Below are 25,475 nucleotides of genomic sequence, written 5' to 3'. Positions count from 1 at the left end.
CCGCTTCAAGTTGCCGCGCATAACGGAAAGGAGGTCGCGCAGGTGGCACTAGCAGCCGGGGAATCCCCCCGAAAGAGAAGACGGAGCCGCACGGAGTTTTGGATGCTGCTTCCGTCCATGATCGTACTGGCGGCCGTCAGTTTGTTCCCTTTTTTCTTCATGATCTATGCCAGTTTCATGGATTACGCGCTGGATATGGATAAGCCCCGTTTCGCGGGCTTCGACAATTGGAAAGGCGTGTTGACTGCCGATACGTTTTGGGAATCGTGGGGCCGGACCGCGGTCTACGCGGGAGGAGGACTGATCGCGCAGCTGGCGCTCGGCATCGCGGTCGCGCTCCTGCTGTACCACATCCCCAAATTCCGCAACCTGTTTTCGACGCTGCTCATGCTGCCGCTGTTCGTGGCTCCCATCGTGACGGGGCTGCTATGGCGTTTTTTGCTGGATCCCACGTACGGCCTGTATAACTGGTTTTTACAAAAGCTCGGAATGAACGTCCAGATCCTGGGCGATACCGCATACGCCATGCCGGCCGTCATCTTGATGGACGTCTGGGAATGGACCCCGCTCATCACGATCATCGTGTTGGCCGGCTTGCAGACCGTGCCGGAAGAGCCGCTTGAGGCGGCGGAGGTCGACGGGGCCAACGGCTGGCAGAAGGTCCGGTATATTCTGTTGCCGATGGTGCGCCGAATGATCGTCGTGGCGCTGCTCGTCCGCTCCATGGATATTTTGCGGTACGTGGACACGATCACGATCGCGACGGAAGGCGGACCGGCCGACGCGACGAAAATCATCGGCTACTATTTGATGCAGGTGGCGTTCCGCTTCCAGGATATCGGCGGCGCGGCGGCGCTTGGCTTAACCATGCTGATCGTGAGCACGCTGCTGGGCAGGTTCTTCATCAAAGTCATGAGAAGCGAGGAGGCGTAAGGATGGCCGCAAGCCGCAGAGCGTTGCATACCGTTCTCTATCTCCTGTTGCTGGTGATCCTGGCCTGGGGACTCGTCCCCATCCTCTATATGATGCTTTCTTCGGTCAAAACGCAGGTCAATATGTTCTCCATGCCGCCGAAGCTGATTTTCCAGCCTACGTTCGACGTGTACGGGGAGATGTTCGCCGGCAGGGGAGATTTCGCCGAATTCCTGACCAACAGCGTCATCGTGGCCCTGGTGACGACGGCGTTGTCGCTGCTGTTGGGCGTCATGGGCGGTTTCGCCTTGGCGCGCGGGAATTTCAAGCGGGAGAAAGACATTTCCTTCTGGATCATCAGCACCCGGATGGCGCCGATCCCGGCCGTCATCCTGCCGCTGTATCTGATTTTCTCCAAGCTGGGCTTGATCGGCACGACGACCGGGCTGGTGTTCGCGTACACGACGTTCAACCTCCCGTTCGCCCTCTGGATGATGTCCACCTTCTTCAAGGACGTGCCGATCGATCTGGAAGAAGCGGCGATGATCGACGGCTGCAGCAAATTCCGCGCTTTCTGGCGCGTGGCGGTGCCGACCGCGGCTCCGGGCATCGTGGCCACCGGCGTGCTGTGCCTGATGTTCGCCTGGAACGACTATTCCTTCGCCTCCATCTTCACGGGCAACGGCACCCAGACGGTTCCGATCGCGGTCTCGCTGCTGGTGTCGCAATCGGGGATCAAGTGGGGCCAGGCGATGGCGACCGGAACCGTGATCATCATGCCGATGGTGCTGTGCGGTTTTCTCGTGCGAAAATACATGGTGCGCGGTTTGTCCATGGGCGCCGTGAAATAAAGGGAAGGGAGTCATGCGGAAATGGAGAGCAAGATGAAGGCGGCGGTGCTGACGGAGCCGGGGAAGATCGAGATTCAGGAGCGGCCCGTCCCGGTCCCCGGCCCGGACGAGGCGCTGGTGCGGATTCGCGCGGTCGGCCTGTGCGGATCGGACGTCCACTATTACGAACATGGGAAAATCGGACCGTACGTGGTGGAGAAGCCGATCGTTTTGGGGCATGAAGCCGCGGGCGACGTCGTGGCCGTCGGCCGCGAGGTGCGCCATTTGAGCGTCGGTCAGCGGGTGACGATCGAGCCGGGCGTGACGTGCGGACGCTGCGTCCATTGCAAATCGGGCCGCTACAACCTGTGCCCGGACGTCCGTTTCCTGGCCACGCCGCCCTATGACGGGGCATTCTGCGAATACATCGCCATCCGGGCCGATTTTCTCTATCCGATCCCGGATTCGATGTCCTATGAGAAAGCCGCGCTGATCGAGCCTTTGTCCGTGGGCCTTCATGCCGTTCGCCGGGGGGAGATCCGGGCCGGCGAGACCGTCGTCATCATGGGCATGGGCCCGATCGGCATCCTGGCGTTGCTCGCCGCGAAGTCGGCCGGAGCGGGACGGGTCATCGGCGTCGATCTGGAAGCGTTCCGGCTGGAACGGGCATTGCGGATGGGGGCGACCGACGTCGTCAATCTCCGGGAAGAAGACGGAAACGCCGCGATCCTGCGGCTCACGGACGGGCGCAAGGCGGACCTGGCCATCGAAACCGCCGGCAACGGCAGAGCCGCGGCATCCGCGCTGCAGGCCGTGAGGCGCGGGAGCCGGGTCGTATTGGTCGGCTTGCCGCAGGAGAACGAAACGCCGCTCAGCATCCCTTACATCGTGGACAACGAGATCGACATCCGCGGGGTATTCCGGTATCACAACACGTATCCGACCGGCATCTCCATCATGGCCGCGGAAGGACTGGACCTCGAACCGGTCATCACGGACCGGATGACGCTGGACGAAACGCCCCGGGCGTTCGAGAAAGCGATCCGGGAGAAGAACCGCACGCTCAAAATCGTCATCTGCCCATGAAAAAGAAGGGTTTTGCGGAAAGATGCGCCGTCTGGCCGAAATCCTCCAAATGTGTTAGGGTTCAGGTGTAAGCGTTTTGATTTTCGGGCTAATGAAGTCGACCTACGCTAAAGTCGGTGACAGTCATGTATAAATTCGGCAGGCTTCTCAGCGCGATCGTGTCCCAGAACATCGCGATCATCATCGCGATCGGGCTCGTCCGGGCCATATTCGGCGTATACGGCTGGTTCCCCAACGACAACGTGAATTTGCTCGTCGGCCCGCTCTTGAATTGGCTGGTGCCCGTGCTGTTCGCTTATTCGGGCGGGCATCTGATGGGGGGCAAGCGCGGAGGAGCCGTCGCCGCGATCGTCGTGTTCGGGCTGGCGCTCGCCAGTACGGTCTCCATGATCTTCATGGCCTTCCTGCTCGGGCCGATCCTCGGCTGGATCGTCAGCCGGATCGAGCGCTTGCTGGAGAACCGGTTTCCTTCCGGAATCGAGTTGCTCGCCGCGAACTTCCTGTCGGCCGTCCTCGCGGGAGGGCTGTCCGTGATTTGTTTCACGTACGTCGGCCAAGAGGTTTCCAGCTTCATCCTCCGGGCGAACGACTGGATCCTTCAAATCGCGTACTCGGGCTGGCTGCCGATCTCCGCCGCCGTAATCGAGCCGGCTAAGGTGCTGTTCCTGAATAACGTCATGAGCTACGGCATTCTAGGCCCGATCGGCATATCCCAAGTCAAGGATTTGAGCAAGTCCATCTTCTTCCTGCTGGAATCGAATCCGGGACCGGCGATCGGCGTTCTGCTCGCCCACGTGATCCGGCTCAAGGGGAAATTGCGGCGCAATGCCGCTTCGACCCTGGCCATCCATTCGCTCGGAGGCATCCAGGAAGTCTACTTCCCGTACGTCCTGACGCGTCCGCAGCTGTTGCTTCCGTTGATTCTGGGAAACATGACGGGCATTTACGTGTTCCAATACTGGAATGCCGGGCTCGTTTCCATTCCTTCGCCCGCCAGTTTGCTGCTGATCGCGGGATTGGCTCCTCCGGGAGATATCTGGTACGTCTTTTTGGGCATCTCCGTTTCGGCCGCGGTGTCGCTCCTCCTGTCGTTGGCCGTGCTGGGTCCGGTCGCGGATTTGGGCAAGGAGACCGCGGCCATGCGGGAACAAGGCGTGATCCAGCGTCTGTCGCACGTGGATCGCTGGAAAGAAGTCCAGCACGTGTTGCGGCCTGCCAAGAACCTAAGGCCGAATGAACCTCCCGCGCAACGGGAAACGGAAGAACATGCGGAGGTTGCCGAGCCCAAGCCGAGTCCGCCTCCGTCGGCCGCGGAGAGGGGCAGGCCGATCACCGTCTGCTTCGCCTGCGACGCCGGCATGGGATCCAGCGCCATGGGGGCCGCCATGCTGCGCAAGAAGCTGCGGGCTTCGAATTTCGAACACGCGGCGACGGTGGTTCATGCTTCGCTGGATCAAATTCCCGAGCAGGCGGACATGATCGTCACCCACCATTACTTGCTGAAGCGGGCCGTCTCGCATGCCCGCGGCCGGCTTTGCGTATCGATCGACAATTACACGGATCCCGCCGCGTACGAGAAAATTTTGGAGCAAGTCAAAGCCTTATCCGCCGAAGGCGGTCAAGGGGGGAACAAGGCGTGCAATTGAAATTGGGCGTTTCCACCGGTTTCGCGATCAAGCGATGGGCCGACCCCGGGGATTGGGTCCGGATCGTGAAAGAGGAGTTGGGCTTGGACACGGTCCAATTCTCGCTTGACCAGTTCGATCCGAGAAGCCGCCCCGACAATTCGGCCGCTTACGCGTACAGGGTCCGCAACGCTTGCGCGAAGTTCGGCGTCGTTCTGCATTCCACGTTCACGGGGCTGTCGATTTATTCCCACAATTTGCTGATGCATCCGCTATGGGAAGGACGAAGGGACGGGGTCGACTGGTTCGAGAAGGCGTTCGCCCTGACGGAAGCCCTCGGCGCGAGCGGAACCGGCGGGCCTTACGGAGGCATGGACATCGCCTCCTACCAAGCGGTCGAACGGAGGGAGGCGATCGAGCGTTCGGCGGAGGAGTGCATGGCGTACCTGCTCAGCCAAGCCCCGCGTTACGGCATCGACACGTTTTATTGGGAACAGACCCCGATCCGGCGGGAAGGGCCCGTCGGCATCGAGGATACGTTACGGCATCTCGAGCGGATGAACGCCTTGCGGGATCCGCAAGGGGCCGCGTTCGCCCTGTGCCTGGACGTCGGCCATGCGATCGCTCCCGACGCGGAGGGCGAAGACCGGGATCCGTACCGATGGCTGGAGAAGCTCGCTCCATACGCTCCGATCATCCACCTGCAGCAAACCGACGGCCGCTATGACCGGCATTGGCCGTTTACGCCCGAATTCAACGACAAGGGCATCATCGACGGCGTCCGCGTGCTGGAAGCGATCCGCCGATCGGGAACGGACGGCGCGCTGCTGCTGATCGAAGTCGGGCACCCGTTCGAAGAATCGGACGCCAAGGTGCTCGGGGATATGAAGCGCACGGCGGACTATTGGCGGGAATCGCTGAAACGGGGCGCCGGACTCGAAGGAGGGGAACAGACCCATGGAAGTTATCGATGAGCGTACGCGCGATTCCATGATCCGGGAGCTGGAACGCAGCTTCAAAGCCGTTTCGCCCGAGGCCGTCCGCGGCCTGGCGCGCGAAATCGCAAGCGCGAAACGGGTGTTCATATACGGGCTCGGACGCGAACGGCTCATGCTGCAGGCGTTCGGGATGAGGCTGATGCATCTGGGCGTGCAGGTGCATATCGTGGGCGACGTGACGACCCCCGCGATCGGGGCGGGAGACTTATGGATTACCAGCTCCGGAACGGGGTATTTGGCGACGGTCGAGGCGCTCATGAACGTCGTGCGGCCGTCGGGCGCGCGAGTGGCGTTCCTGACGGCGTTTCCGGACGCGGAGCTGCCCAGGCGGGCGGATTTGATCCTGCATATCCCGGCACAAACGATGAGGGAAGGCGCGGAAGACGTCCGGTCGGTTCAACCGATGGGCTCGCTGTTCGAGCAAACCCAACTGCTATTGTTCGACTGGGTGGTCCTGCTGCTCGGCGAGGAGCTGAAGCAGTCCGAGTCCGACATGGCCGGCAGGCACACCAACTTGGAATAACCGCCAAGCGGACTTCGTTCCGCTGGCCGCTTCGGGGATGGATCGGGGATGGAGAACAAGATGAAGATCAAGCTGAATACGCGGCAGCAGCAAATCCTGCTCTACTATCTGGAATCCGGCGGTTACGCGCAATTGAATCCGCTCGCGGATCAATTGGGCGTCAGCCTGCGCACCCTTCAGCGCGAATTGTCCGAACTCGATCCTTACCTGGCGCGATTCGGGATCCGCTTCGACAAGAAGCTCGGCCTGGGGATGAAGCTCCAGGGGGACGCGGCCTCGCTGAAGGCGCTCTCCGATCAATTGGCGCACGACCGCTCCATGCAGCAGCTCTATTCGGCGGAAGAGCGGCAGTCCATCATCAAGCAGATGCTTCTGTCCAGCAAGGAACCCCGGAAGCTGTACGTTTTCGGCAAGGAACTGAACGTCTCGGAGTCAACCGTCGCGAGCGACTTGCAGAAAACCGAGACCTGGTTCGAAAAATACGGCATCCGGCTGCAACGCAAACCCGGCATCGGCGTGTACATCGACGGAACCGAGAAAAGCATCCGGGCCGCCTTGGCGGATTTGCTGTACGAGAACGTCACCCAAGAGCAGCTGATGGAATTCCTGTACGAACACGCGAACCGGGGCCGGGATAAGCTGAGGGCTTCCATCCGTCATCGCCTGCTCAATTTCATCGACCCGCAGTGGCTGTTCAAAATCGAGCAGGTCATTCAGGAAATGGAGCAGAACCGGGGCTTCAAGATGGCCGACAATGCCTACGTCGGGTTCGTGGTCCACTTGGCGCTTGCCTCGCAGCGGTTGAAAAACCGGGAAGAAATCACGATCGAGGGGGACATTCTCGAGCGGCTGAAGCGCACGAAGGAGTTCGGCGCGGCCCGCGAGCTGGCGGCCGTCCTCAGCGCGAAGCTGGGACTGGACATCCCCGAAAGCGAAGTCGGGTATATCACGATGCATATCCTGGGGGCGCGCTCCAATCACGTGATGGGCGAAGATTTCGACTATACCCTGATTCAGCAATACGCGAGCCGGATGATCTCGATCATGGAGCAGGAACTGAAGCTCGAGCTCAGCAGCGACGACATGCTGGCCGCCAATTTGACCACCCACTTGTCCTCCGCCGTGAAGCGGATCGAGCTCGGCATGGCGGTGCGCAATCCGCTGCTTCAGCAAGTCAAGGACGACTACCCCGACATTTTCGAAGCGACCCGCAGGGCTTCCCGTTATCTGGAGCAGCAGCTGGGCAAACCGATACCGGAGGAAGAAATCGGCTATTTGGCCATGCACTTCGGCACGGCGATGCTCAACAAGAAGGAGTCCGGCGAGGAGAGGTACCGCGTCCTGCTCGTCTGCTCCAGCGGCATCGGGACCTCGCGGCTGCTGCAGGCGCAAATCAAGATCAAGCTTCCGCGCCTGCAGGTGGTCGATACGGTTTCGCTGTTCCACCTGGAAGATTGGCTCCGGGAACACCCGCCCGTGGATTTGGTGGTTTCTACTTTGCCCGTCCATCTCGATTCGGTCGACGCGGCCGTGGTCAGCCCGTTCCTGACCGACGAGGAAGCCGCCGGCCTGAACGAGAAGCTCTCGCAGCTCAAGAAGGCCGACCGGGCGCCGAAGGAGGACCGCCTGACGATCGAGCAGACCGTGGACAAAGTCGGCCAATACGGCAAAGCGCTGGCCGGGCTGCTCCGCAACATCGAGGTCGCCATCGGCTTCCGCGCGGACGGCAAGATGGACCTGATCGAGCGGATCATGGCGTTCGTCGCGGATAAATTCGACGTTCGGGACGTGGGTTTGCTTCAAGCAGATTTGCTGAAACGGGAAGAACTGGGGCCGTTGCTGCTGGAAGAGGAGCGGATCGCGATGCTGCACTGCCGCAGCGAAGGCATCGGGGAGATGGCCGTATCCTTGTTCCGTCTAGAGGAGGAAGTCCATTGGCAGACGGGGAACCGCCGGCCGCCCGTCCGCACGGTGCTGACGCTGCTCGGTCCGACCGGCGCGCCCAAGGAAAATTTCGAATTGGTCAGCGAAATCAGCATGGCGCTCGTCGAAGAGTCGACGACCCGGATTCTCACGGAAGGAAGCGGCCGGGAAATCGAGGAGCATCTGCAGTTGATTTTGAAAAAAGGGTACATCCGCTTGGCGGGACAATCCCTGAGAACCTGAACTCCAAGAGAGGGTGATCGTGCAATGAAAGCTTTAGTCATCGAAGCGCCGCACCGCGCCGTCGTCAAGGAAGTTCCCTATCCGCAGCCCGGACCGGGAGAAGTGACGATCCGCGTGAAAAACGTCGGCATCTGCGGCACGGATTTCCACATTTTCGAAGGTGAATTCATTTCCCCGTATCCGATCATTCCGGGGCACGAGTTTTCGGGCGTCATCGATCAAGTCGGGGAGGGCGTCACGGCATTCGCGCCGGGGGACCGCGTGACGGCGGATCCTTCCATCTTCTGCGGGAAATGCGAATATTGCCTGACGAACCGGGGCAATCATTGCTTGAACTGGGGGGCATTGGGCAATACCGTAGACGGCAGCATGGCCGAATTTGTCCGGGTGCCTGTAGGAAATGTCGTCAAAATTCCCGATTCGATGAGCTTCGAGGAAGCGGCGTTCATCGAGCCCGTAGCCTGCGTCGTGCACGGGATGAACCGACTGGAGCTGAAGTTCGGCGACCGGGTCATCCTGTTCGGCGCGGGAGCGATGGGCCAGCAGCTCGTGCAGGCGATTTCCCGCGTCGGCGCTTCGGAGCTGGTCGTCGTGGACGTGTCGCGCAGCAAGCTGGACCTAGCGCTCCGTTTGGGGGCGACTCGGGGAGTGCTCAGCGGGGAGCTTCGGAAAGAGGACTTCCCCCGCGGATTCGACGTCGTCATCGACGTCACGGGCATTCCGGCGGTAATCGAGAAGGAATTCGACTTTTTGGGCCCGACCGGGAAATATTTGCAGTTCGGGGTGACGCCGCAGCAGGCGGAAATCCGGATCAATCCGTTTAAGCTGTACCACCGGGATTGGACGTTGATCGGATCGATGGCGATCAACCATACGTTCCTGCCGGCTTACCACTGGGTGAAAGAAGGAAGAATCCAGCTGAAGCCGCTGATCTCCAAGGCGATCACGCTGGAGGAAGCCGCGGAATTCCTGGCCCAGCCGAAAGACCCGGACTTGTTCAAGGTCCAGATCCGGGTCGGTTAAGGGGCCGTCAGCAGCTCGACGCCGGCCTCCCGGCAGGCGGTCAGCAGTTCATCGTCCGGCAGCCGGTCGGTGACGATCCGGCTCGCGTCGCTTAGGCCGGCGAAGGAAAACAAAACCTGGGCGCCGAACTTGGAGCCGTCCATCACGATATTCGTTTCCTTCGATTGCTTGATCGCCAGTTTCTTGATTTCGGCCTCCAGCATGTTGGAGTTGCTGAAGCCGTGCGCGCGATGGACTCCGGTGGCGCCCAGGAATGCCCGGTCGAACGCCATTCCGGACAGCGACTTTTCGGTGATCGGCCCCGTGAGGGCCGCCGTCTGTTCGACCAGAACCCCGCCCGTCACGATCGTCGGGATTTGCTTGCCCATCAGCTCGGCGGCGATGTTGACGGCGTTCGTGACGACGGTGACGGGAAAGGCCGGGGGCAAATAGCGGGCGACTTGCAGCGTCGTCGTCCCCGCGTCGAGGTAGACGGATTCGCCGGGCTGGATCAGCCCGGCGGCTTTTTTGCCGATTTGCAGCTTGGCTTCCGTCATGATGCCGAACCGTTCCTGCAGGGCGACGTCCCGCCCCACGAAGATGGCGCCGCCGAACGTGCGGCGGATGTTGCCCGCCGCCTCCAGCTTTTCCAGATCGCGGCGGAGCGTCATCTCCGTGACGCCGAACATTTCCTTCAGTTCGGCGATTTTGACTTCGCGTTCGATCTGCAAGCGATCGAGAATCCGTTGCTGCCTTGCGTTCAATCCTTCAGTCATGAGGGGATGGGCCTGCCTTTCCGACGGAACTCCACAGGCGGTTCCGTTCATCGTATTGCCAGCCGGGCAAGCGCATGACCGTTGCCCGCTGGGCCCAGCCCGCGCCGATTCGGGTCATGAGCCGGTCCCAGGACGGAATGCCGCCGACGGCATCCTTCTCTTCGACGCTGCACGCTCCCGTGCCGACCGCGCAGAGCAACGCGTCCTCGACCGTCGATCCTCTCAGCATCGCCGCGAGGAATCCGGCGATCGTCGCGTCGCCGGCGCCGGTCGTGCCGGCCGCCTCGACTTGGAAGCAGGGCGCCAGCAGCTCGCGTCCCAGCCAATTGCCGGCCTGCTCGCCAACGGGAGAGGCCGCGCCCATGGCCGCGAGCCGGGCCGGGTCGGCGGTGGTGCGCAGGTACAGGCCGTGTTCGCCGAGTTTGATGGCGACGGCGGCCGCGCCCATGTTCAAAAGCTCGTCCGCCAGTTCGGAGAGCAGGGAGCCGTCCGCAAGCGGCAGCAAATCCTCGGAGCCTAGCGTTCGGGCCCATTGTCGGTAGGTTTCCGGACGAAGCATGTAGAGGATTTCTTCGAAGCTCGGAAAGAAAAGGTCGACGCTGGGCAGCGCCGCGGCCAGAATCCGGCGCCAGTCGGCCCGGCCGGCCGGGGTTTCGGGATCGGGACGGGCCATGTCCAGCGTCACCGTCAGACCCTGCCGCTTGACTCCGGAGAGGAGGCGGGCCAGCTCGGCCCCCTCCTCTTCGTACATCCGCTTCATGAGCGGGGGATAGCCGAAATGGAACAGGCGGGCGCCGCTGAGCGCCTCCGGGCGGATATCGTCTGCTGTAAATGTATCATTGGCGCCCGTGCAATGCAAAAAGATCCGGTCTACGTTCGGCGGATTGATCACCAGGGTGTAGGAGGTGTGCTCCTCCGGCGAAACGACCATGTCCGCGATCGTTTCGCTGCCGTATCCGCGCAGCGCGTGCAGGATCTCGTCGCCGAACAGATCCCGCCCGATTTTGCCGACCAGCCTCGTCCGCAGTCCCAGGCGGCGAAGCGCCAGGCCGGTGTTGGGGACCGCTCCGCCGGTCGACGTCCGCGCGGGGCCGACCGAAATGAGCTTGCCCGGGGTGAGAAAGGCGCCCAAACCTTGCTTTTTCTCTTCGATGGCCGGAATCACGTCGAGACATATATGCCCGGCGACGACGGCTTCCGCCGCGAGGTGAACCATCGTCATTCCTCCCATTCCACCGCGGCCGTTCCGCCCGTCCGCTGCGACTCCAGCGCGGCGGTGAACAGCCGGTGGCTGCCTTCGGCTTCGTCCGGCGTCGCGCAGCGGAACGCGGGCTCGTTGCCCGCGATCTCGTCGCAGAAGGCGGCCCACATTTGCAGGATGGAATCGGAGAATCCGAATTCGAAAATGCCGCCCGTGATCGTCTCGTAAGCGGAACGGCAGGGGACGTCCACGGCGCGCCAGGCTTGTTCCCCGCCGGGCTCGTAAGGCATGTAAAGCACCTGCTTCGGGTTTTTCGTCGAGAATTCCGCGGAGAACTTCGTGCCTTCGATGCGGATGAACCACGTGTTGGCGTGCCCGGGGGCAATCCGTTTCATCGACAGGTGCATCGGAAACCGCTGCGATCCCGCGGCCGCCTCGCAAGCCAGGCTGGCGTTGTCCCAAGTTTCGCAGGCGGCCATGCCGCCCTTGCCGTCCGGCCTTTCGGGCACGATCTTGGACAGCAGCGCCCGCACGTTGAGCGGCTTCCAGCCGAAGCGCAGCGGCAGATGGAGCACGTGCAGGCCCAGGTCGCCCATGCACCCGTATTCCCCATTGGAAGCGAGACGGCGTTTCCAGTTGATCGGCTTGTTCGGGTCCAGGTCGCTGGAATGCCAGAACCCGGCGTTCACTTCGATGATGCGCCCGAAACGTTCCTCGTTCACCCACCGCACGATCTGCTGGGCTCCCGGAAAGAAGGGGAATTCCGACGAGCTGCGGACCAGCACGCCGGGATTCGCCCGGATGGCGTCCTGGATGGCAACGTTCGCCTTGCGGTCGATGCCGAACGGCTTTTCGCCGAGCAGATGCTTGCCGGCGCGGATGATATCGACGTACAGGCCTTCGTGGAGATGATGGGGAACCGCGCAGTACACGGCGTCCACGTTATCGTCGGCCAGCAGCTCCTTATAGTCGGTATAGGCGTGCTCCACGGTCGGCAAGCGGTCGACGAACCAGCGGGCAGCCTCCGGATTGGCGTCGCATACCGCCGTGATCCGCGGCTCGAAATCGACGCCGGTCAGGTGGCACCAACGCGCGGCCGCGCTCGCGAATTCCCTGCCCATCAGGCCGCAGCCGATGACGCCGAAACGGATGATTCGTCCGCTCATCTCGCCGACGCTCCCTTCAGGATGGAGAGGGCGGTTTCCGCGGGCGCCCCGTCGTGGACGATGGCCATCAAGGCGCGGGTCATGGCGGAAGGATTCGGGTGCTGCACGACGTTGCGGCCGTAGACGATGCCGGCGGCGCCCTGGTTCATGAGCAAGACGGTGCGGTTCACCAGCTCTTCGTCGCTGGCTCTGCCGCCGCCGCGTACGAGCACGGGCACGCCCGACGCGACTTCGATGACGCGATGGTATTCGGAGACGTCGTCGGTGGGATCCGCTTTGATGACGTCGGCGCCCAGCTCGACGGCTTGGCGGACGAGCGGCATGATTTTCCGGATGTCCCCGTCCACCATGTAGCCGCCTTTCACTTCGTTCGGCAGCATGACCAGGGGCTCGACCATCAGCGTCATCCCGTATTTCTCCGATTCCCGCTTCAGCTCCGCGATGTTGCGGACGCATTGGTGGTGAAGCTCCGGCTGGTTCGGCAGCAGCAGCAGGTTGATGCAGACGGCGACGGCGTCCAGGCGGACCGCCTGCTCGATCGTCCGGCTGATCGTCTCGCTGAACAGGTAACGAGGCAGTTCGGTTCCATAGACGTTGGCCGCGTCGGCGCGCAGCACGAGCCCCGGCTTCTGCTTGCCCGGGATCGACTGCAGGAAACGCGCCTGCCCGACGCTCAATTGGATGCAGTCGGGACCCGCTTCGACGATCGTTTCGACCGCTTGCTGCATGTTTTCGATTCCTTGAAGGAACGAAAACTCGTTGAAGAACCCGTGATCGATGGCGACATCGAAGCATTTGCCCTTGCTGCTGAACATCCGGTTCATGCGATAAGGTCGGTTGGCCATGTGGGGACAGCTCCTTTTTCGTTTATAACATTTTTTATTTCGAACACAACATTTATTATACAAAAATATCGTAGTAAATCAATTTTAATTTTATATTCTAACAAAATTTGCGATAATATTTGTTATAATCGAACATAACCGCGCAGCGTACCGAAAGGACGGCCCGCATGGAGGACGATCCGGTTTGTCGTACGGCACGCTGCGCATTCATCCCTTAAGGAGGTTTTATTCATGAAAGCCGTTTGCCTGAACCGACCGCAGGACATCTCCGTAACGGAGGTTCCGGATCCGCAGATCAAGGACAACCAGGTGCTTTTGAAAGTACGGTCCTGCGGCGTATGCCGCACGGATATTCATTTGTACCACGGAGAGTTTTTGGCGAAGTTCCCGCTCATTCCCGGCCACGAGTTCGTCGGCGAGGTGGCGGCCGTCGGCAAAGACGTGACCGGCTTGAAGGCAGGCGATCGGGTCTGCGCGGACAATACCGAGCTGTGCGGACATTGTTACTACTGCCGGCGCAATCAGCCGCTTTATTGCGAGAACTTCAATTCCCTCGGCGTGAACCGCCCGGGCGGATTCGCGGAGTATGTCGCGGTTAATCACGATAAGGTGTTCCCGCTCGGCGACCTCACGTACGATCAAGGCGTCATGGTCGAGCCGACCGCCTGCGCGGTGCATGGCTTGGACATGATCGACGTGAAGCCCGGCGATGAAGTGCTCATGTTCGGGACGGGACCGACCGGCCTCATCCTTGCGCAACTGCTTAAGCATGCGGGAGCGTCCAAGCTCGTCGTCGTCGCGTCGGACGAGCGCAAGCTCTCGTTGGTTCAAGAACTGGCGGCGGACGAAGTTCACCGGATGGATCGCCATGACTATTCCAAGCATGAGCGGGCGATCCGGGAGAATCACCCGAGAGGCTTCGACGTCGTCATCGACGCCACGGGCGCGGAAGCCGTGATCCAGCACATGCCCCAATTCGCCAAAATGGGCGCCAAACTGGTCATCTACGGCGTCGCCGCGGCGAAGGACCGGGTTTCGATCAGTCCTTACGAAGTGTTCCAGAAAGAATTGAAAATCATCGGCTCGTTCGCGCAAACGCACTGCTTCGACCGCGCGATCGCCTATATCCGCGGCGGCGTCGTCCGGACGGACCGGCTCGTCACGCACCGGTTCAAGCTGGACGAATTCCCGAAAGCGATCGAACAGGTCGAATCGGGTAAAGGCCACATCAAAGTCGTCATCGACGTCGCGGAGTTCTGACGAGTGCCGCGCGGAAGCTCCCGTCCCCCTATTGGGAGGGCGGGAGCTTCCCGTATTTTAAGGCGGAGGTTTTGCGGCAATAATGGTGGCATCAACTGCCGGGTGGTCGATTTCCATGGTGATGACATATAGCCTTGCCGCAACATGGGCCGCGATCGGGATCGCGCTTGCCGCCGGTCAGCGGATCTCCCGGAAGGATTTCGCCTTTTCGCTGTTGTTTTTCATGATCGTAAACACGCACGTTTACAACTTCATGATCGACTTGTTCCGATGGATGTCCGTTTCCGGAAGAACGGATCGGTTTGCGGCTTTTTTGCTCTATCGGTCGATCATCGTGCCCGCCGTACTGTCGGCGTCCATGGCCTTAAGCGGCGGCCGGCTCCGCAAGTGGGGTTACTTGGCTGCAGGCGTTCTGGTTTTGGCGGCGACGGACGGAGTCCACTCGGCCTTGCGCATTATCGTACCGGAACAATGGAATCCATTCTACGCGGCCGTGTACTACGCTTTATTGGCAGGTACGGGCGTCGCGGCCCTCTCCGGCTTCAGAAGGTTGGGAAAGGAGCGTGCCGAAAGCGATGAAATGGGTGGTCGAACGCGCGTTTGACCGCAACGATTGGTTCGTTCTCGTTGCCGGTCTGGTCTTGATCGGCCTCGCATGGCTCCTGCCGAGGCGGCATTCCCGGCAGGACGTTTGCCTGTCCATGATTTTCAGCGTGGCCGCCGCGAGCGTGCTGGATAATTCCTTCGGTTATCGGACTTTCGATTATTACGACATCATGGACGGTCCCGTGGCCAGCTTGATGGATTACGCGGCCTATGTCCTGTATGCTCCGTTCGGATACTTTTTTCTCTATTTCCATTCGCTGCTCAAGGTCAAGGGAGCGGCCAACTTGATCTACGTATTGTTATGGTCGGCGGCGGCCGTAGGTTTCGAATGGATATGCCACCGATTCGACGTTTTTCATTACAAGCATGGCTATCGTACCCTGATTTCTTTTGCCGTTTACCTTTATATTCAGACCATTACGCTGGTTTTTTTCAAATACGTCGGCGCTTCGGAAAAAATCCGTTGATCCGGTTTGCAACCTTGCCGCAGGGTCCTCCGTCTATATAGGCAACGAAGAAAGAAGCGACCCCGGAAGCCTGGTGAAGGCTGCCTAGGATCGCTTCTTGGAAAGAACCGCGGCCGGCGATTTACAGGACGCGGCGCGCCGTGGCGTAATGCGATTTCCAGTAGGAGGAGTTCAGGCTGGAAATTTTCACGGCCGTGCCCGAGGCGTGAAGCAGCTTGCCGCTGCCGGCGTAAACGGCGACATGGCTGATGCTGGACTTGCCCGACGTTTTGAAGAAGACGAGGTCGCCTTTCTTCAGATTGCTTTTGCTGACCTTCACGCCTTTGGTGGCTTGGGAAGCGGAAGTTCGGGGAAGGCTGACGCCGATCTTTTTGAAAATGTACTGGGTGAACGAGGAGCAGTCGAATGCGTATGTAACGCCTGCCGGAGCGCCGAATCGGTACTTGACGCCCAGATACTTCTTGCCGGTGGCGATCACTTTGTCCGCTTTCGAGGCCTGGGACGCTGCGCTCGCGCCGGTGACGTTGCCGAAGCCGAGAGCGGCCAGACCGACGATCGCGCAAATGCCGACGCTGATTGCTTTACGGATGAGATGTTTTTTCCACACTGTCGATACCCTCCATCTTTCATCTGGTCAGCGGTTTGTTCACGTTTCCCACTTTACCACAGCCGCGGTTCACTATATTTTTCCATGGAGAAGCCGAAGCCCGTCGCGACGGGCTTTTTTTGTCTGTATGAAAAAAGGATGAGAAACTTCTCACATTTGGAACAACCTTCCTCATGAACATGCCGACTTCCGATTCGCGGCGGACCGATTTCGTGTTATAATCGATTTTAGTAAAACATTAACTCCTTTTTACTCGCGTTAGAGGGGGAAACATGACCACCATCAAAGACATCGCCCGCGAAACCGGGTTATCCATCGCGACCGTGTCCCGGGTGCTGAATCACGATCCGACATTGTCGGTCGGCGAGGAGACGAGGGAGCGCGTGTTCCGGACGGCCCGCCGGCTGCGTTATCAGCCCAAGCGCCTGCACCGGTTGAAATCGCGGGCGGACGCCTCCCGGAAGGAGATCGCGGTGTTGCTGGCCGTGTCGCTGGACGACGAGCAGGCGGATCCGTATTTCACTGCGTTCCGCCGGGGAATCGACAAGCGGGCGCTGGAGCTCGGCTTCGGGCTGCCGGACGTGTACCGCTTGAATCCGTACGAGCCTTTGCGGCTGCCGTCCTTGGACGGCTTGATCGCCGCCGGCACGTTCGAGGAGCAAGAACTGGAAGGCGCGCTTTCACCCCGGACGCAGTTGGTGCTGGTGAACAACCTGCTGGACATCCGGAAGCACGATGCGGTTCAGATCGATTTCCGCCAGGCCGCGGAGGACGTGCTGGACCATCTGGTCGCGATGGGCCACCGCCGAATCGGCATGATCGCGGGCATCGACCATGTGTGCCGGCTCGACGGCACCAGACAGGCGGGGGCGGTTCCGGACGCCCGGCTCTCGTCTTTCGAACGGGGACTGAAGGAAAGAGGCCTGTACCGGCCGGAACACATCCAAACCGCCGATTGGACGTCGGCGAGCGGTTACGAGGCCATGCGGCGAATGCTGGATTTGCCGGATCGGCCGACCGCCTGCTTCGTCAGCAGCGATCCCATGGCGATCGGGGCGCTGCGGGCATTGCGCGAGAGAGGGGTTCGGGTGCCGGACGAGATGGCCGTCGTCGGCTTCGACGATATCGAGGTATCGGCATTCGTCACCCCGCCCTTGTCCACCGTCAAAGCGTACCCGGAGGAAATCGGCCGGGCGGCGGTCGGCTTGCTGGCGGATCGGTTCGAAGGCCGCGAGACGCCGCAGAAGGTCGTCGTGGGCACGAAGCTCATCGTCCGGGAAAGCAGCAACGCGGTTATTGAAAACCGCGAAAACGAAACGGAATAGGAGAGTCGAAACATGTCCATTACGCATCATCCGTCCGAGAACGTATTTCACTTGTTCTCCAAAGAAATGAGCTACGTCATCCAGATCGTCCGGGGCTACCCGGTTCACCTCCATTGGGGCAAACGGCTGCGGGACGACGGGAATTGGAGCGGGATGCTCCAGCTGGCGGAACGCGCTTCGTTCAGCCCGAATCCGGTCGCGGACGACTACCGCGTTTCCCTCGATACGCTGCCGCAGGAGTATCCGCAGTACGGAACGAGCGATTTCCGGGAGCCGGCCTACCAGGTTCAACTGTCCGACGGAACCCGGATCACGGAGCTGTCGTACCGGAGCCACCGCATCTATGCCGGCAAGCCGAAGCTGGAAGGCCTGCCGGCTGTCTACGCGGAAGCGGACGGGGAAGCGCAGACGCTGGAGCTCGAGCTGGCGGACGATTACAGCGGTCTTACGGTCACTTTGCTTTATACCGTTTTCGAAGAACGGAACTTCGTCACGCGGTCCGCGCGGCTTTCGCTGCGCGAGGGAGCGCCGGGGCTGCGGATTCGGCGCGCGCTGAGCGCCAGCGTGGATTTCCATGACGGCGACTACGAATGCTTGTACTTAACCGGGGCTTGGGCCCGTGAACGCCACATCGAGAGAAGAAGAGTCGCTCCCGGGGCAACGCGTATCGAAAGCCGCCGCGGCGCCAGCAGCCATACGATGAATCCTTTCATGGCGCTGGTCCGCCCGAACGCGGACGAGGACCAAGGGGAAGCCTTCGGCTTCAGCCTCGTATACAGCGGCAACTTCCTGGCGCAAGCCGAGGTCGAGCAGTTCGGCATGACGCGGGTGTCGATCGGCCTGAATCCGTTCGATTTCTCTTGGAAGCTGGAAGCCGGAGAGACGTTCCAGACGCCCGAAGCGGTGCTCGTCTACTCCGCGGAAGGACTGGGCGGCATGTCCCGGACTTACCACCGGCTGTACCGGACGAGATTGTGCCGGGGCGTCCATCGCGACCGGCCCCGCCCGATTCTCGCGAACAACTGGGAAGCCACCTATTTCGATTTCAACGCGGACAAAATCGAATCGATCGCCAAAGCCGGCGCCGAGCTCGGCATCGAGCTGTTCGTGCTCGACGACGGCTGGTTCGGGAAGCGCGACAACGATCACAGCTCGCTCGGGGATTGGGTCGTGGACCGCAAGAAGCTGCCGAATGGGCTACGCGACCTCGCGGAGCGGGTGAACAAGGCGGGCCTGCAATTCGGCTTGTGGTTCGAGCCGGAAATGGTCTCGCCGGACAGCGACCTGTACCGGGCGCACCCCGACTGGTGCCTGCACGTGCCCGGACGCCGGCGCACGGAAGCCCGGCACCAGCTCATTCTGGACATGTCGCGGCAGGACGTGCGGGATTATCTCTATGGCGCGCTGAGCGAGATTTTCTCCGCCTGCCCGATCTCCTACGTCAAGTGGGACATGAACCGCAACATGTCCGAGATCGGTTCCGCGGCGCTGCCGGAAGACCGCCAGCTCGAGACGGCGCACCGGTACATGCTGGGCTTGTACGAATTGCTGGAGCGGATCACGTCGTCTTTTCCCCATATTTTGTTCGAGAGCTGCTCCGGCGGCGGAGGCCGCTTCGATCCCGGCATGCTGTACTACATGCCCCAGACCTGGACGAGCGACGACACCGACGCGGTCGAGCGCCTGAAAATCCAGTACGGCACCAGCATCGTGTACCCGGTCAGCGCCATGGGCGCGCACGTCTCGGACGTGCCGAACCATCAGGTGCACCGCGTCACTTCGCTGACGATGCGGGGGGATGTCGCGATGTCGGGAAACTTCGGCTACGAGCTGGATCTCACGAAGTTCTCCGGGGAGGAGAAAGAGATCGTCAAGCAACAGGTCGCGGCCTATAAAGAATTGCGGGGACTCATCCAGACAGGGGACATGTACCGGCTGAAAAGCCCCTTCGAGGGGAACGAAACCGCGTGGACGTTCGTGTCGGAGGATCGGCGGGAAGCCGCGGTATTTTACTTCCGGACGCTGGCCGAGCCGAACCCGCCGCTGCGCCGGTTGAAGCTGCGGGGGCTGGATCCCGAGCTGGCGTACCGGGTGAACGGCTCGGACGACCGGATCGCCGGAGACCGGCTGATGGTTTACGGGTGGAACATCCCCCCGCTGCAAGGGGACTTCGCCAGCGTCGTGCTTAGGCTGCAGGCGGAGTAATACGGCAATAGCTCCACCGTCAGGGAACGATTGTTTCCCTGACGGTTTTTCTTTTTTTACAAAGAAAGACGGTTTTTTTTGAACAGGCGTGACAAACATCGTCCAAAATGAAACCACAAACCCTACGAAAACCACGAAAAAACACACGAAAACGGGTCCTTAATCTTTGTTGTTTGCCAGGTTCTCGTTTTCCCCCTCACGAATCAACAGAACGTCGGACCGCGAAGAACGATTCCAGACCCGGCAAGCCGGCGGGATGGATATAGAAAGGTTCAAGCTTAGAGGAGGATGAACAGGTTGAAAACCAGCAGTGGGAAAAGGTGGCTTTATTTCGGATTGACGGCGGTACTGGCTGTCGCGTTATCCGCATGCGGCAAGTCGAAGGACGGCGGTGACGATGCCGCCGAGGCGAGCGCGGCGCTTACGATCGAAGAGCTCGTTCCGCTGGCGCAGCAAGAAGGGGAAGTCGTCAGCGTAGGGATGCCGGATACGTGGGCCAACTGGAAAGATACTTGGGATCAACTGAACGATAAGTACCAGGTGAAACACACGGACACGGACATGAGCAGCGCCGAGGAAATCGCCAAGTTCGACGCCGAGAAAAACAAGCCGACCGCGGACATCGGCGACGTCGGAATCGCGTTCGGACCGCAGGCCGTCGAGAAAGGCGTGACCCAGCCGTTTAAAACGCAGTATTGGGACGAAGTGCCGGACTGGGCCAAGGACAAGGACGGCCACTGGATGGTTGCTTACACGGGCAGCATCAGCTTCTTCTGCAATAAAGATTTGGTGAAGTCGTGCCCGAAGAGCTGGTCCGACCTGGAGAACGCGGACGGATCGTACAAAATTTCCGTCGGCGACGTCCTGAAAGCTTCGCAGGCGCAGCACGCCATTCTGGCCGCTGCCCTCGCGCACGGCGGCGACGAAACCAATATCCAGCCGGGCGTCGACTACTTCAAGAAGCTGGCCGAAAAAGGCTTGCTCAGCAAAGTCGACGTGACGCCGGCCAACATCGAGAAGGGCGAAGTCGCGGTCGCCATGCTGTGGGACTTCAACGCGCTGGGCTACCGGGACCAATTCGGCAAGGACAAGTACGAAGTCAACATTCCGTCCGAGGGCACCGTGATCAGCGGTTACGCCAGCATCATCAACAAATGGGCGCCGCACCCGAATGCCGCCAAGCTCGCCAGAGCCTATATTTTCAGCGACGAAGGCCAGATCAACCTGGCCAAAGGCTACGCCCGCCCGATCCGTACCAGCGTGAAGCTGCCGGATGACGTGCAAGCGAAGCTGATTCCGCAGGACCAATACGCGAACGCAAAGCCGATCCATGATTTCAAAGCATGGGAGAACACCGTAAAGGGGATTGGCGCCAAATGGCAGGAAGAGGTTCAAGTCAGCGTACAGTAACGCTCCTGCTGCTCGTTCCGTTCTTTCTCTGGCTGTTCGCGTTCCTTCTGCTTCCGGCCATCATGATGCTGATCTCCAGCTTCCGGAACGAAGGCGGCCAAGGGTTTACCCTTGGCCAGTACGCGAAAGGGCTCACGCATCCTCTCTATACGACGGCCATCCGGAACAGCGTCCTTCTGTCGCTGTTCTCGGCTTTCGTCGGGATCGTGCTTTCCGTATTCGCCGCCTATTCGTTCACGACGTTCTCCGCGAAGGCGCGGGACCGGATGCTCAGCATCTCCAACATGATGTCCAATTTCTCGGGAGTGCCGCTGGCCTTCGGCTTTATGGTCCTGTTCGGAACGAACGGCTTGCTGACGGTGTTGTTCAAGCGCCTCGGCCTGCCTTTTCTCGCTTTCGACCTGTATACCTGGAAGGGTCTTGCCTTGGTGTACGCGTACTTTCAAATCCCGGTCGGCATTCTGATGATTTACCCGTCCCTGTACGCGATTCGGCAAGAGTGGAAGGAAGCCGCCTCGCTTCTGGGGGCGAGCGCCGCGCAATTCTGGCAACGGATCGGCGTGCCGGTGCTGCTGCCGGGCATCGTCGGGACGTTCAGCGTGCTGTTCGCCAACGCCATGGGGGCTTATGCGACGGCCTATGCGCTGGTCACGTCGAATTACAACCTGCTTCCGATCCAGATCGGCAGCATGGTGTCCGGGGAAGTGTTCCCGAGAATGGAAATGGCCAGCTCGCTAGCCGTGATCCTATTCGTCATCCTCACGATCGCGCTTTGGATCAATGAACGAATGCTTCGATTGGCAAGGAAGGGGTTGTGAGCGCCGTGCCTGTCCAAACGGAAAGAAGAAGGTCAGGGGGCCGGGTCTGGCACTCGCTGGTCGTGTTCGTCGTGTTGGGATTCCTGCTCTTGCCCCTGCTGGCCACGTTCCTGTTCTCCATCAGCACGGAGTGGGATCGCACGATCCTTCCCGAAGGCTATACGCTGGATGCCTATGCGAATTTGTTCGCGGACGACCGTTTTCTGTCGGCTCTCGGCCGCTCCTTCGCGGTGGCCCTCCTTACGGTGGCAATCTCTCTCTTGATCATGGTGCCGACCGTCTTCATCGTGGCCCTGTATGTCCCTCGCTTGGAGAAATGGCTGCAGACCGTCGTCCTGCTGCCCTTCGCCATGCCGGGCGTCGTATTGGCGGTCGGACTGATCAAGATTTATTCGGCTCCTCCGCTCGCGATTTCGGGCACGATCTGGATCTTGATCGGCGTGTATTTCATCATCATCCTGCCGTATGTTTACCAGAGTACGAGAAACTCGCTCCGGTCCGTGAACGCGGCCGAGCTGATGGAGGCCGCCGAGGTGCTCGGGGCGGGCAAAGCCGCCGCTTTCCTCCGCGTCATCCTGCCCAATATGCTGCCCGGCGTTCTGGTCGCCGGCCTGCTCTCCTTCTCGATCGTTTTCGGAGAGTTCGTGCTCGCCAACATGCTCGTGGGCGGAAGCTATGAAGTCGTTCAAGTGTACTTGTACCGCATGATGGCGGGAGACGGCCATCTCTCCAGCGCGGTGATCGTGACCTTCTTCGCGCTCGTTCTGATCTTGTATGCGCTCGTGCTGAGCATCGGTGCCCGAATGTCCGGGAAAAAGCAGCCGTCCACAAGCGGGAAGGAGGAGCCGGCTTGAGCTTCGTCAACATTCGCGACGTCACGAAAAGCTTTCATCGGAACACGGTGTTGAACCGGGTTTCCCTGTCGATCGAGGAGGGGGAATTCATCACCCTGCTCGGGCCCAGCGGCTGCGGCAAAAGCACGCTGCTGCGGGCGATCGCCGGCCTGAATCCGATCGACGAAGGGTCCATCGAGGTCGGGGGCCGGGACATTACGCACTTGCCGCCCAGGAAACGCAACGTGGGCATGGTCTTTCAATCCTACGCCCTGTTTCCGAATATGAACGTGTTTGATAATATTGCCTTTGGACTGAAAATGGATGGCCTCGGCAAAGACCGGATTCGCGCCAAAGTCGAAGAGATGCTGGCCATCATCGATTTGAAAGGGAAGGAAGGCCGCTATCCGCACCAGATGTCCGGCGGACAGCAGCAGCGGGTGGCGCTGGCCCGGTCGCTGGTCAAAAATCCGACGGTGCTGCTGCTGGATGAACCGCTGAGCGCGCTGGACGCGAAAATCCGCCGTTCCTTGCGGGGGGAAATCCGCCAAATCCAACGGAGGCTGAACATGACCACGGTGTTCGTCACGCACGACCAAGAAGAAGCGCTGACGGTTTCGGACCGCATTTTCGTGATGAACCACGGCGTGATCGAGCAAGCCGGGAGCCCGAGCGAGATTTATACGTCGCCCGTCAGCGAGTATGTGGCCCGCTTCATCGGCAACTACAACGTTTGGAGCCGTGAACAGCTGCAGGGGCGGGCTTTCCGGGGCGTTCCCGGGGAGGGCGCCATGTTCGCCGTGCGGCCGGAAGCGATTCGGATTACGGACGCCCAAGCCCAAGCCCAAGCCGCGGCGGATACCGCGCCAGAGGGAGAGGGCATCGTCGCGGATGGCAAGGTGTCGCTCGTCTCCATCTTGGGCAATATCCAGCGTTACGAGGTAGAAGTGTCCGGGCTTCGGGTCACCGTGGATACGCTCAGCGGGCACGCGCCGGATCGCATTGGCCCCGGCGCGGAAGTCAAGCTGTACATCCCCGCGGAGGAGTGGAAGCCGATTCGCCCCTCCGCCTAGGCCGGCGAGAGGAAGCGGGAGCGGTCCCGCTGATAAGGAGAGTGTACGGATGTCCTTGTCTTACGAGAGAAGAAAGAAGAAAATCCTGGAGCAGCTGGGCAAGGAAGGCCGGGTGGAGGTTCCCGCGCTCGCGGAGGAGCTCCGGGTATCGACGGAGACGATCCGGCGGGATCTGGAGCGCTTGGACCGCGAAGGCCGCTTGAAGAAGGTGTACGGGGGAGCGGTCAAGGTCGAGGCGGACTCGATCGAGCTTCCGTTCGACGTCAAGACCGCCCTGCAGTCGCGGGAGAAGGCGGCGATCGGAAAACTCGCGGCTTCCCTCGTGAAGAACGGAGATACCGTCATGCTGGGAAACGGCACGACGACGATCGAGATCATCCGCAACCTCGGCGAAAGCCGGGACGTGACGATCGTGACGCATTCCACGCCGGCGCTTCTGCTGGCGCTGGACGCGTTTCCCGGCAAAGTGATCTTCATCGGCGGCGAAGTGAACAAACGCCAGAAATCGGCGGAAGGCCCGCTCGCGGAAATGCTCCTGAACCAGCTCCGCGTCAACAAGGCGTTCCTGTCGGCCGGAGGCGTCTCCCTGGCGGACGGCGTAACCGACTACGAGCTGGCGGAGGCGTCCATCTCCCGGAAAATGATGGAGCGCGCCGATGAAACCGTTTTTTTGATCGACTCCTCGAAATTCGGAAACACCACGTTCGCCAACGTTTGCTCGTTGGACGACGTGTATACCGTGATCACGGATCGGCATTGCAGCGCGGAGTGGAAGCAATATTTGGCGGATAAAGACATTCAAGTCCGGATCGCGGAGGAGGAGTAACCGATGGGAGATGAGTTGAAGTTTCGGCCGGACGGCACCTTCAAAATCGTTCAATTCACCGATTTGCATTTCGGTGAAATCCATCCGGGATCCCAAGAAGCCGAAGAACGGACGACCGAGCTGATGGAGCGTATCATCGCCGCCGAGAAACCGGATCTCGTCGCGTTGACCGGCGACCTGCATTGGAGCATCGACGTTCCCGACCCGAAAGCCGCCCTTCGCCGGGCGATCGCGCCGGTCGTCCGTTCCGGGGTTGCGTGGGCGGCCGTATTCGGCAATCATGACGCCGAGGAAGGCGTCACGAAAGAAGAACTGCTGGCGATCCAGCAAGAGGATGAACGCTGTCTGACGGCGGCCGGGCCGGACGATATTCACGGAATCGGCAATTATGCGCTCACCGTCAAGAAGCAGGATGGAACCGACGGAGCCGCGCTCTATTTCTTCGATTCCGGCGACTATGCGCCGACGCCGATCGGCGGTTACGCTTGGATCCATCCGGATCAGGTGCGCTGGTACGTAGAGCAGTCGAGGGGGCATGCCCTTCGCGATGAAGGCCCGCTGCCCGCGATCGCGTTCTTCCATATCCCGTTCCCGGAATACAAAGAGGCATGGAACGGGGAACAAGTGACCGGCGTGAACGGGGAATCGGTCTGCTGCCCGGGGATCAACTCGGGCTTGTTCGGCGCGATGGTCCAAATGGGGGACGTCATGGGCACTTTCGTCGGACACGACCACGATAACGATTATTGCGGCACGCTGCATGGCATTCGTCTGTGCTACGGCCGGGTGACCGGATACAATACGTACGGAAAATTGCCGCGGGGCGCCCGCGTCATCGAATTGCGGGAAGGCCGTCGGGCGTTCGAAACCTGGATCGTGCAGGAGGACGGGAGCATCGTTCGCTAAGAGGGGGGA

24 protein-coding genes are annotated in these 25,475 nt (G+C 60.7%); 19 read left to right on the top strand and 5 right to left on the bottom strand.

The genetic code is table 11. From position 1 onward, the window contains the following. Positions 1 to 42: 42 nt before the first annotated feature. The 8 genes from PTZ19_RS11495 (at position 43) to PTZ19_RS11460 (ending at position 9,163) form a co-directional block, all read left to right on the top strand. Positions 43 to 933 (top strand): carbohydrate ABC transporter permease, encoded by an 891-nt coding sequence (locus PTZ19_RS11495; protein WP_276354556.1) that lies wholly within the window; start codon positions 43 to 45, stop codon positions 931 to 933. A gap of 2 nt (positions 934 to 935) precedes the next feature. Further along, a complete protein-coding gene (locus PTZ19_RS11490; protein WP_276354554.1) occupies positions 936 to 1,763 on the top strand; it encodes a carbohydrate ABC transporter permease in 828 nt (275 codons plus the stop codon). Positions 1,764 to 1,784: 21 nt separating this feature from the next. Then, positions 1,785 to 2,828 carry an NAD(P)-dependent alcohol dehydrogenase gene (locus tag PTZ19_RS11485; RefSeq protein WP_276354552.1) on the top strand — a complete coding sequence of 348 codons (1,044 nt, stop codon included), beginning with the start codon at positions 1,785 to 1,787 and terminating at the stop codon, positions 2,826 to 2,828. A 125-nt stretch (positions 2,829 to 2,953) separates the two neighbouring features. After that, positions 2,954 to 4,474, top strand: a complete 1,521-nt coding sequence (locus tag PTZ19_RS11480; protein WP_276354551.1) for a PTS sugar transporter subunit IIBC family protein — start codon at positions 2,954 to 2,956, stop codon at positions 4,472 to 4,474. After that, entirely contained in the window at positions 4,465 to 5,427 is a 963-nt protein-coding gene (locus tag PTZ19_RS11475; RefSeq protein ID WP_276354549.1) for a sugar phosphate isomerase/epimerase family protein, read from the top strand. The genes PTZ19_RS11480 and PTZ19_RS11475 overlap by 10 nt, the downstream gene beginning before the upstream one ends. Then, complete coding sequence (gene hxlB, locus PTZ19_RS11470) at positions 5,411 to 5,974, top strand: 6-phospho-3-hexuloisomerase (protein ID WP_276354547.1); 564 nt, start codon at positions 5,411 to 5,413, stop codon at positions 5,972 to 5,974. The genes PTZ19_RS11475 and hxlB overlap by 17 nt, the downstream gene beginning before the upstream one ends. 48 nt (positions 5,975 to 6,022) lie before the next feature. Further along, a complete protein-coding gene (locus PTZ19_RS11465) occupies positions 6,023 to 8,140 on the top strand; it encodes a BglG family transcription antiterminator (protein ID WP_276354546.1) in 2,118 nt (705 codons plus the stop codon). A 24-nt stretch (positions 8,141 to 8,164) separates the two neighbouring features. Continuing rightward, positions 8,165 to 9,163 (top strand): zinc-dependent alcohol dehydrogenase family protein, encoded by a 999-nt coding sequence (locus PTZ19_RS11460; protein ID WP_276354544.1) that lies wholly within the window; start codon positions 8,165 to 8,167, stop codon positions 9,161 to 9,163. Here the strand turns inward: PTZ19_RS11460 and PTZ19_RS11455 are convergent. From PTZ19_RS11455 to PTZ19_RS11440, 4 genes are read right to left on the bottom strand one after another with little or no spacing between them, the layout of a single operon-like run. Continuing rightward, positions 9,160 to 9,918: a DeoR/GlpR family DNA-binding transcription regulator gene (locus tag PTZ19_RS11455; RefSeq protein WP_276354543.1), complete on the bottom strand. Its 759-nt coding sequence runs from the start codon at positions 9,916 to 9,918 to the stop codon at positions 9,160 to 9,162. The two genes, PTZ19_RS11460 and PTZ19_RS11455, sit on opposite strands and share 4 nt — an antisense overlap. Beyond that, entirely contained in the window at positions 9,911 to 11,134 is a 1,224-nt protein-coding gene (locus PTZ19_RS11450; RefSeq protein WP_276354542.1) for a carbohydrate kinase family protein, read from the bottom strand. Before PTZ19_RS11450 ends, PTZ19_RS11455 begins: the two co-directional genes overlap by 8 nt. Positions 11,135 to 11,136: 2 nt before the next feature. Further along, complete coding sequence (locus PTZ19_RS11445; protein WP_276354540.1) at positions 11,137 to 12,285, bottom strand: Gfo/Idh/MocA family protein; 1,149 nt, start codon at positions 12,283 to 12,285, stop codon at positions 11,137 to 11,139. Continuing rightward, on the bottom strand, positions 12,282 to 13,130 hold the full coding sequence (locus PTZ19_RS11440; protein ID WP_276354539.1) for a class I fructose-bisphosphate aldolase: 849 nt from the start codon (positions 13,128 to 13,130) through the stop codon (positions 12,282 to 12,284). Before PTZ19_RS11440 ends, PTZ19_RS11445 begins: the two co-directional genes overlap by 4 nt. 231 nt (positions 13,131 to 13,361) lie before the next feature. Here PTZ19_RS11440 and PTZ19_RS11435 point away from each other — a divergent pair, with 231 nt between their 5' ends. The 3 genes from PTZ19_RS11435 (at position 13,362) to PTZ19_RS11425 (ending at position 15,463) form a co-directional block, all read left to right on the top strand. Next, the gene (locus PTZ19_RS11435) at positions 13,362 to 14,390 is read left to right on the top strand and encodes a zinc-dependent alcohol dehydrogenase family protein (protein ID WP_276354538.1); all 1,029 of its coding nucleotides are present in this window, start codon (positions 13,362 to 13,364) and stop codon (positions 14,388 to 14,390) included. Between the two features lie 115 nt (positions 14,391 to 14,505). Continuing rightward, complete coding sequence (locus PTZ19_RS11430) at positions 14,506 to 14,994, top strand: hypothetical protein (protein WP_276354536.1); 489 nt, start codon at positions 14,506 to 14,508, stop codon at positions 14,992 to 14,994. Next, positions 14,966 to 15,463, top strand: a complete 498-nt coding sequence (locus tag PTZ19_RS11425; RefSeq protein ID WP_276354534.1) for a hypothetical protein — start codon at positions 14,966 to 14,968, stop codon at positions 15,461 to 15,463. Before PTZ19_RS11430 ends, PTZ19_RS11425 begins: the two co-directional genes overlap by 29 nt. Positions 15,464 to 15,584: 121 nt before the next feature. On the opposite strand, the gene PTZ19_RS11420 is transcribed toward PTZ19_RS11425, so the two are convergent. Next, a complete protein-coding gene (locus PTZ19_RS11420; protein ID WP_276354532.1) occupies positions 15,585 to 16,070 on the bottom strand; it encodes a C40 family peptidase in 486 nt (161 codons plus the stop codon). Positions 16,071 to 16,342: 272 nt separating this feature from the next. Between PTZ19_RS11420 and PTZ19_RS11415 the strand changes: the two genes are divergently transcribed. The 8 genes from PTZ19_RS11415 (at position 16,343) to PTZ19_RS11380 (ending at position 25,466) form a co-directional block, all read left to right on the top strand. Beyond that, positions 16,343 to 17,395 carry a LacI family DNA-binding transcriptional regulator gene (locus PTZ19_RS11415; protein WP_276354531.1) on the top strand — a complete coding sequence of 351 codons (1,053 nt, stop codon included), beginning with the start codon at positions 16,343 to 16,345 and terminating at the stop codon, positions 17,393 to 17,395. Between the two features lie 12 nt (positions 17,396 to 17,407). Next, complete coding sequence (locus PTZ19_RS11410; RefSeq protein WP_276354530.1) at positions 17,408 to 19,600, top strand: alpha-galactosidase; 2,193 nt, start codon at positions 17,408 to 17,410, stop codon at positions 19,598 to 19,600. A 288-nt stretch (positions 19,601 to 19,888) separates the two neighbouring features. Then, positions 19,889 to 21,010 (top strand): ABC transporter substrate-binding protein, encoded by a 1,122-nt coding sequence (locus PTZ19_RS11405; RefSeq protein WP_422614994.1) that lies wholly within the window; start codon positions 19,889 to 19,891, stop codon positions 21,008 to 21,010. After that, a complete protein-coding gene (locus PTZ19_RS11400; RefSeq protein ID WP_276354528.1) occupies positions 20,977 to 21,828 on the top strand; it encodes an ABC transporter permease in 852 nt (283 codons plus the stop codon). Before PTZ19_RS11405 ends, PTZ19_RS11400 begins: the two co-directional genes overlap by 34 nt. A gap of 5 nt (positions 21,829 to 21,833) precedes the next feature. Beyond that, positions 21,834 to 22,682: an ABC transporter permease gene (locus PTZ19_RS11395; RefSeq protein WP_276354526.1), complete on the top strand. Its 849-nt coding sequence runs from the start codon at positions 21,834 to 21,836 to the stop codon at positions 22,680 to 22,682. Next, the gene (locus PTZ19_RS11390) at positions 22,679 to 23,734 is read left to right on the top strand and encodes an ABC transporter ATP-binding protein (RefSeq protein WP_276354524.1); all 1,056 of its coding nucleotides are present in this window, start codon (positions 22,679 to 22,681) and stop codon (positions 23,732 to 23,734) included. Before PTZ19_RS11395 ends, PTZ19_RS11390 begins: the two co-directional genes overlap by 4 nt. 49 nt (positions 23,735 to 23,783) lie before the next feature. Next, positions 23,784 to 24,560 (top strand): DeoR/GlpR family DNA-binding transcription regulator, encoded by a 777-nt coding sequence (locus tag PTZ19_RS11385; protein ID WP_276354523.1) that lies wholly within the window; start codon positions 23,784 to 23,786, stop codon positions 24,558 to 24,560. Positions 24,561 to 24,563: 3 nt separating this feature from the next. Next, positions 24,564 to 25,466: a metallophosphoesterase family protein gene (locus tag PTZ19_RS11380; RefSeq protein WP_276354521.1), complete on the top strand. Its 903-nt coding sequence runs from the start codon at positions 24,564 to 24,566 to the stop codon at positions 25,464 to 25,466. The last annotated feature ends 9 nt before the right edge of the window (positions 25,467 to 25,475 follow it).

It is taken from the genome of Cohnella caldifontis (assembly GCF_029360585.1).
GTDB classification, from domain to species: domain Bacteria; phylum Bacillota; class Bacilli; order Paenibacillales; family Paenibacillaceae; genus Cohnella; species Cohnella caldifontis.
This window is presented reverse-complemented; position numbering and strand designations above follow the sequence as displayed.

What these genes read in the sequence shown, in the direction of transcription:
- PTZ19_RS11385 (WP_276354523.1), top strand. Translation starts at nt 23,784, where the DNA reads ATGTCCTTGTCTTACGAGAGAAGAAAGAAGAAAATCCTGGAGCAGCTG.
- PTZ19_RS11490 (WP_276354554.1), top strand. Translation starts at nt 936, where the DNA reads ATGGCCGCAAGCCGCAGAGCGTTGCATACCGTTCTCTATCTCCTGTTG.
- PTZ19_RS11410 (WP_276354530.1), top strand. Translation starts at nt 17,408, where the DNA reads ATGTCCATTACGCATCATCCGTCCGAGAACGTATTTCACTTGTTCTCC.
- PTZ19_RS11440 (WP_276354539.1), bottom strand. Translation starts at nt 13,130, where the DNA reads ATGGCCAACCGACCTTATCGCATGAACCGGATGTTCAGCAGCAAGGGC.
- PTZ19_RS11415 (WP_276354531.1), top strand. Translation starts at nt 16,343, where the DNA reads ATGACCACCATCAAAGACATCGCCCGCGAAACCGGGTTATCCATCGCG.
- PTZ19_RS11435 (WP_276354538.1), top strand. Translation starts at nt 13,362, where the DNA reads ATGAAAGCCGTTTGCCTGAACCGACCGCAGGACATCTCCGTAACGGAG.
- PTZ19_RS11405 (WP_422614994.1), top strand. Translation starts at nt 19,889, where the DNA reads ATGAACAGGTTGAAAACCAGCAGTGGGAAAAGGTGGCTTTATTTCGGA.
- PTZ19_RS11450 (WP_276354542.1), bottom strand. Translation starts at nt 11,134, where the DNA reads ATGGTTCACCTCGCGGCGGAAGCCGTCGTCGCCGGGCATATATGTCTC.
- PTZ19_RS11380 (WP_276354521.1), top strand. Translation starts at nt 24,564, where the DNA reads ATGGGAGATGAGTTGAAGTTTCGGCCGGACGGCACCTTCAAAATCGTT.
- PTZ19_RS11445 (WP_276354540.1), bottom strand. Translation starts at nt 12,285, where the DNA reads ATGAGCGGACGAATCATCCGTTTCGGCGTCATCGGCTGCGGCCTGATG.
- PTZ19_RS11425 (WP_276354534.1), top strand. Translation starts at nt 14,966, where the DNA reads ATGAAATGGGTGGTCGAACGCGCGTTTGACCGCAACGATTGGTTCGTT.
- PTZ19_RS11455 (WP_276354543.1), bottom strand. Translation starts at nt 9,918, where the DNA reads ATGACTGAAGGATTGAACGCAAGGCAGCAACGGATTCTCGATCGCTTG.
- PTZ19_RS11400 (WP_276354528.1), top strand. Translation starts at nt 20,977, where the DNA reads ATGGCAGGAAGAGGTTCAAGTCAGCGTACAGTAACGCTCCTGCTGCTC.
- PTZ19_RS11480 (WP_276354551.1), top strand. Translation starts at nt 2,954, where the DNA reads ATGTATAAATTCGGCAGGCTTCTCAGCGCGATCGTGTCCCAGAACATC.
- PTZ19_RS11485 (WP_276354552.1), top strand. Translation starts at nt 1,785, where the DNA reads ATGGAGAGCAAGATGAAGGCGGCGGTGCTGACGGAGCCGGGGAAGATC.
- PTZ19_RS11460 (WP_276354544.1), top strand. Translation starts at nt 8,165, where the DNA reads ATGAAAGCTTTAGTCATCGAAGCGCCGCACCGCGCCGTCGTCAAGGAA.
- hxlB (WP_276354547.1), top strand. Translation starts at nt 5,411, where the DNA reads ATGGAAGTTATCGATGAGCGTACGCGCGATTCCATGATCCGGGAGCTG.
- PTZ19_RS11430 (WP_276354536.1), top strand. Translation starts at nt 14,506, where the DNA reads ATGGTGATGACATATAGCCTTGCCGCAACATGGGCCGCGATCGGGATC.
- PTZ19_RS11465 (WP_276354546.1), top strand. Translation starts at nt 6,023, where the DNA reads ATGGAGAACAAGATGAAGATCAAGCTGAATACGCGGCAGCAGCAAATC.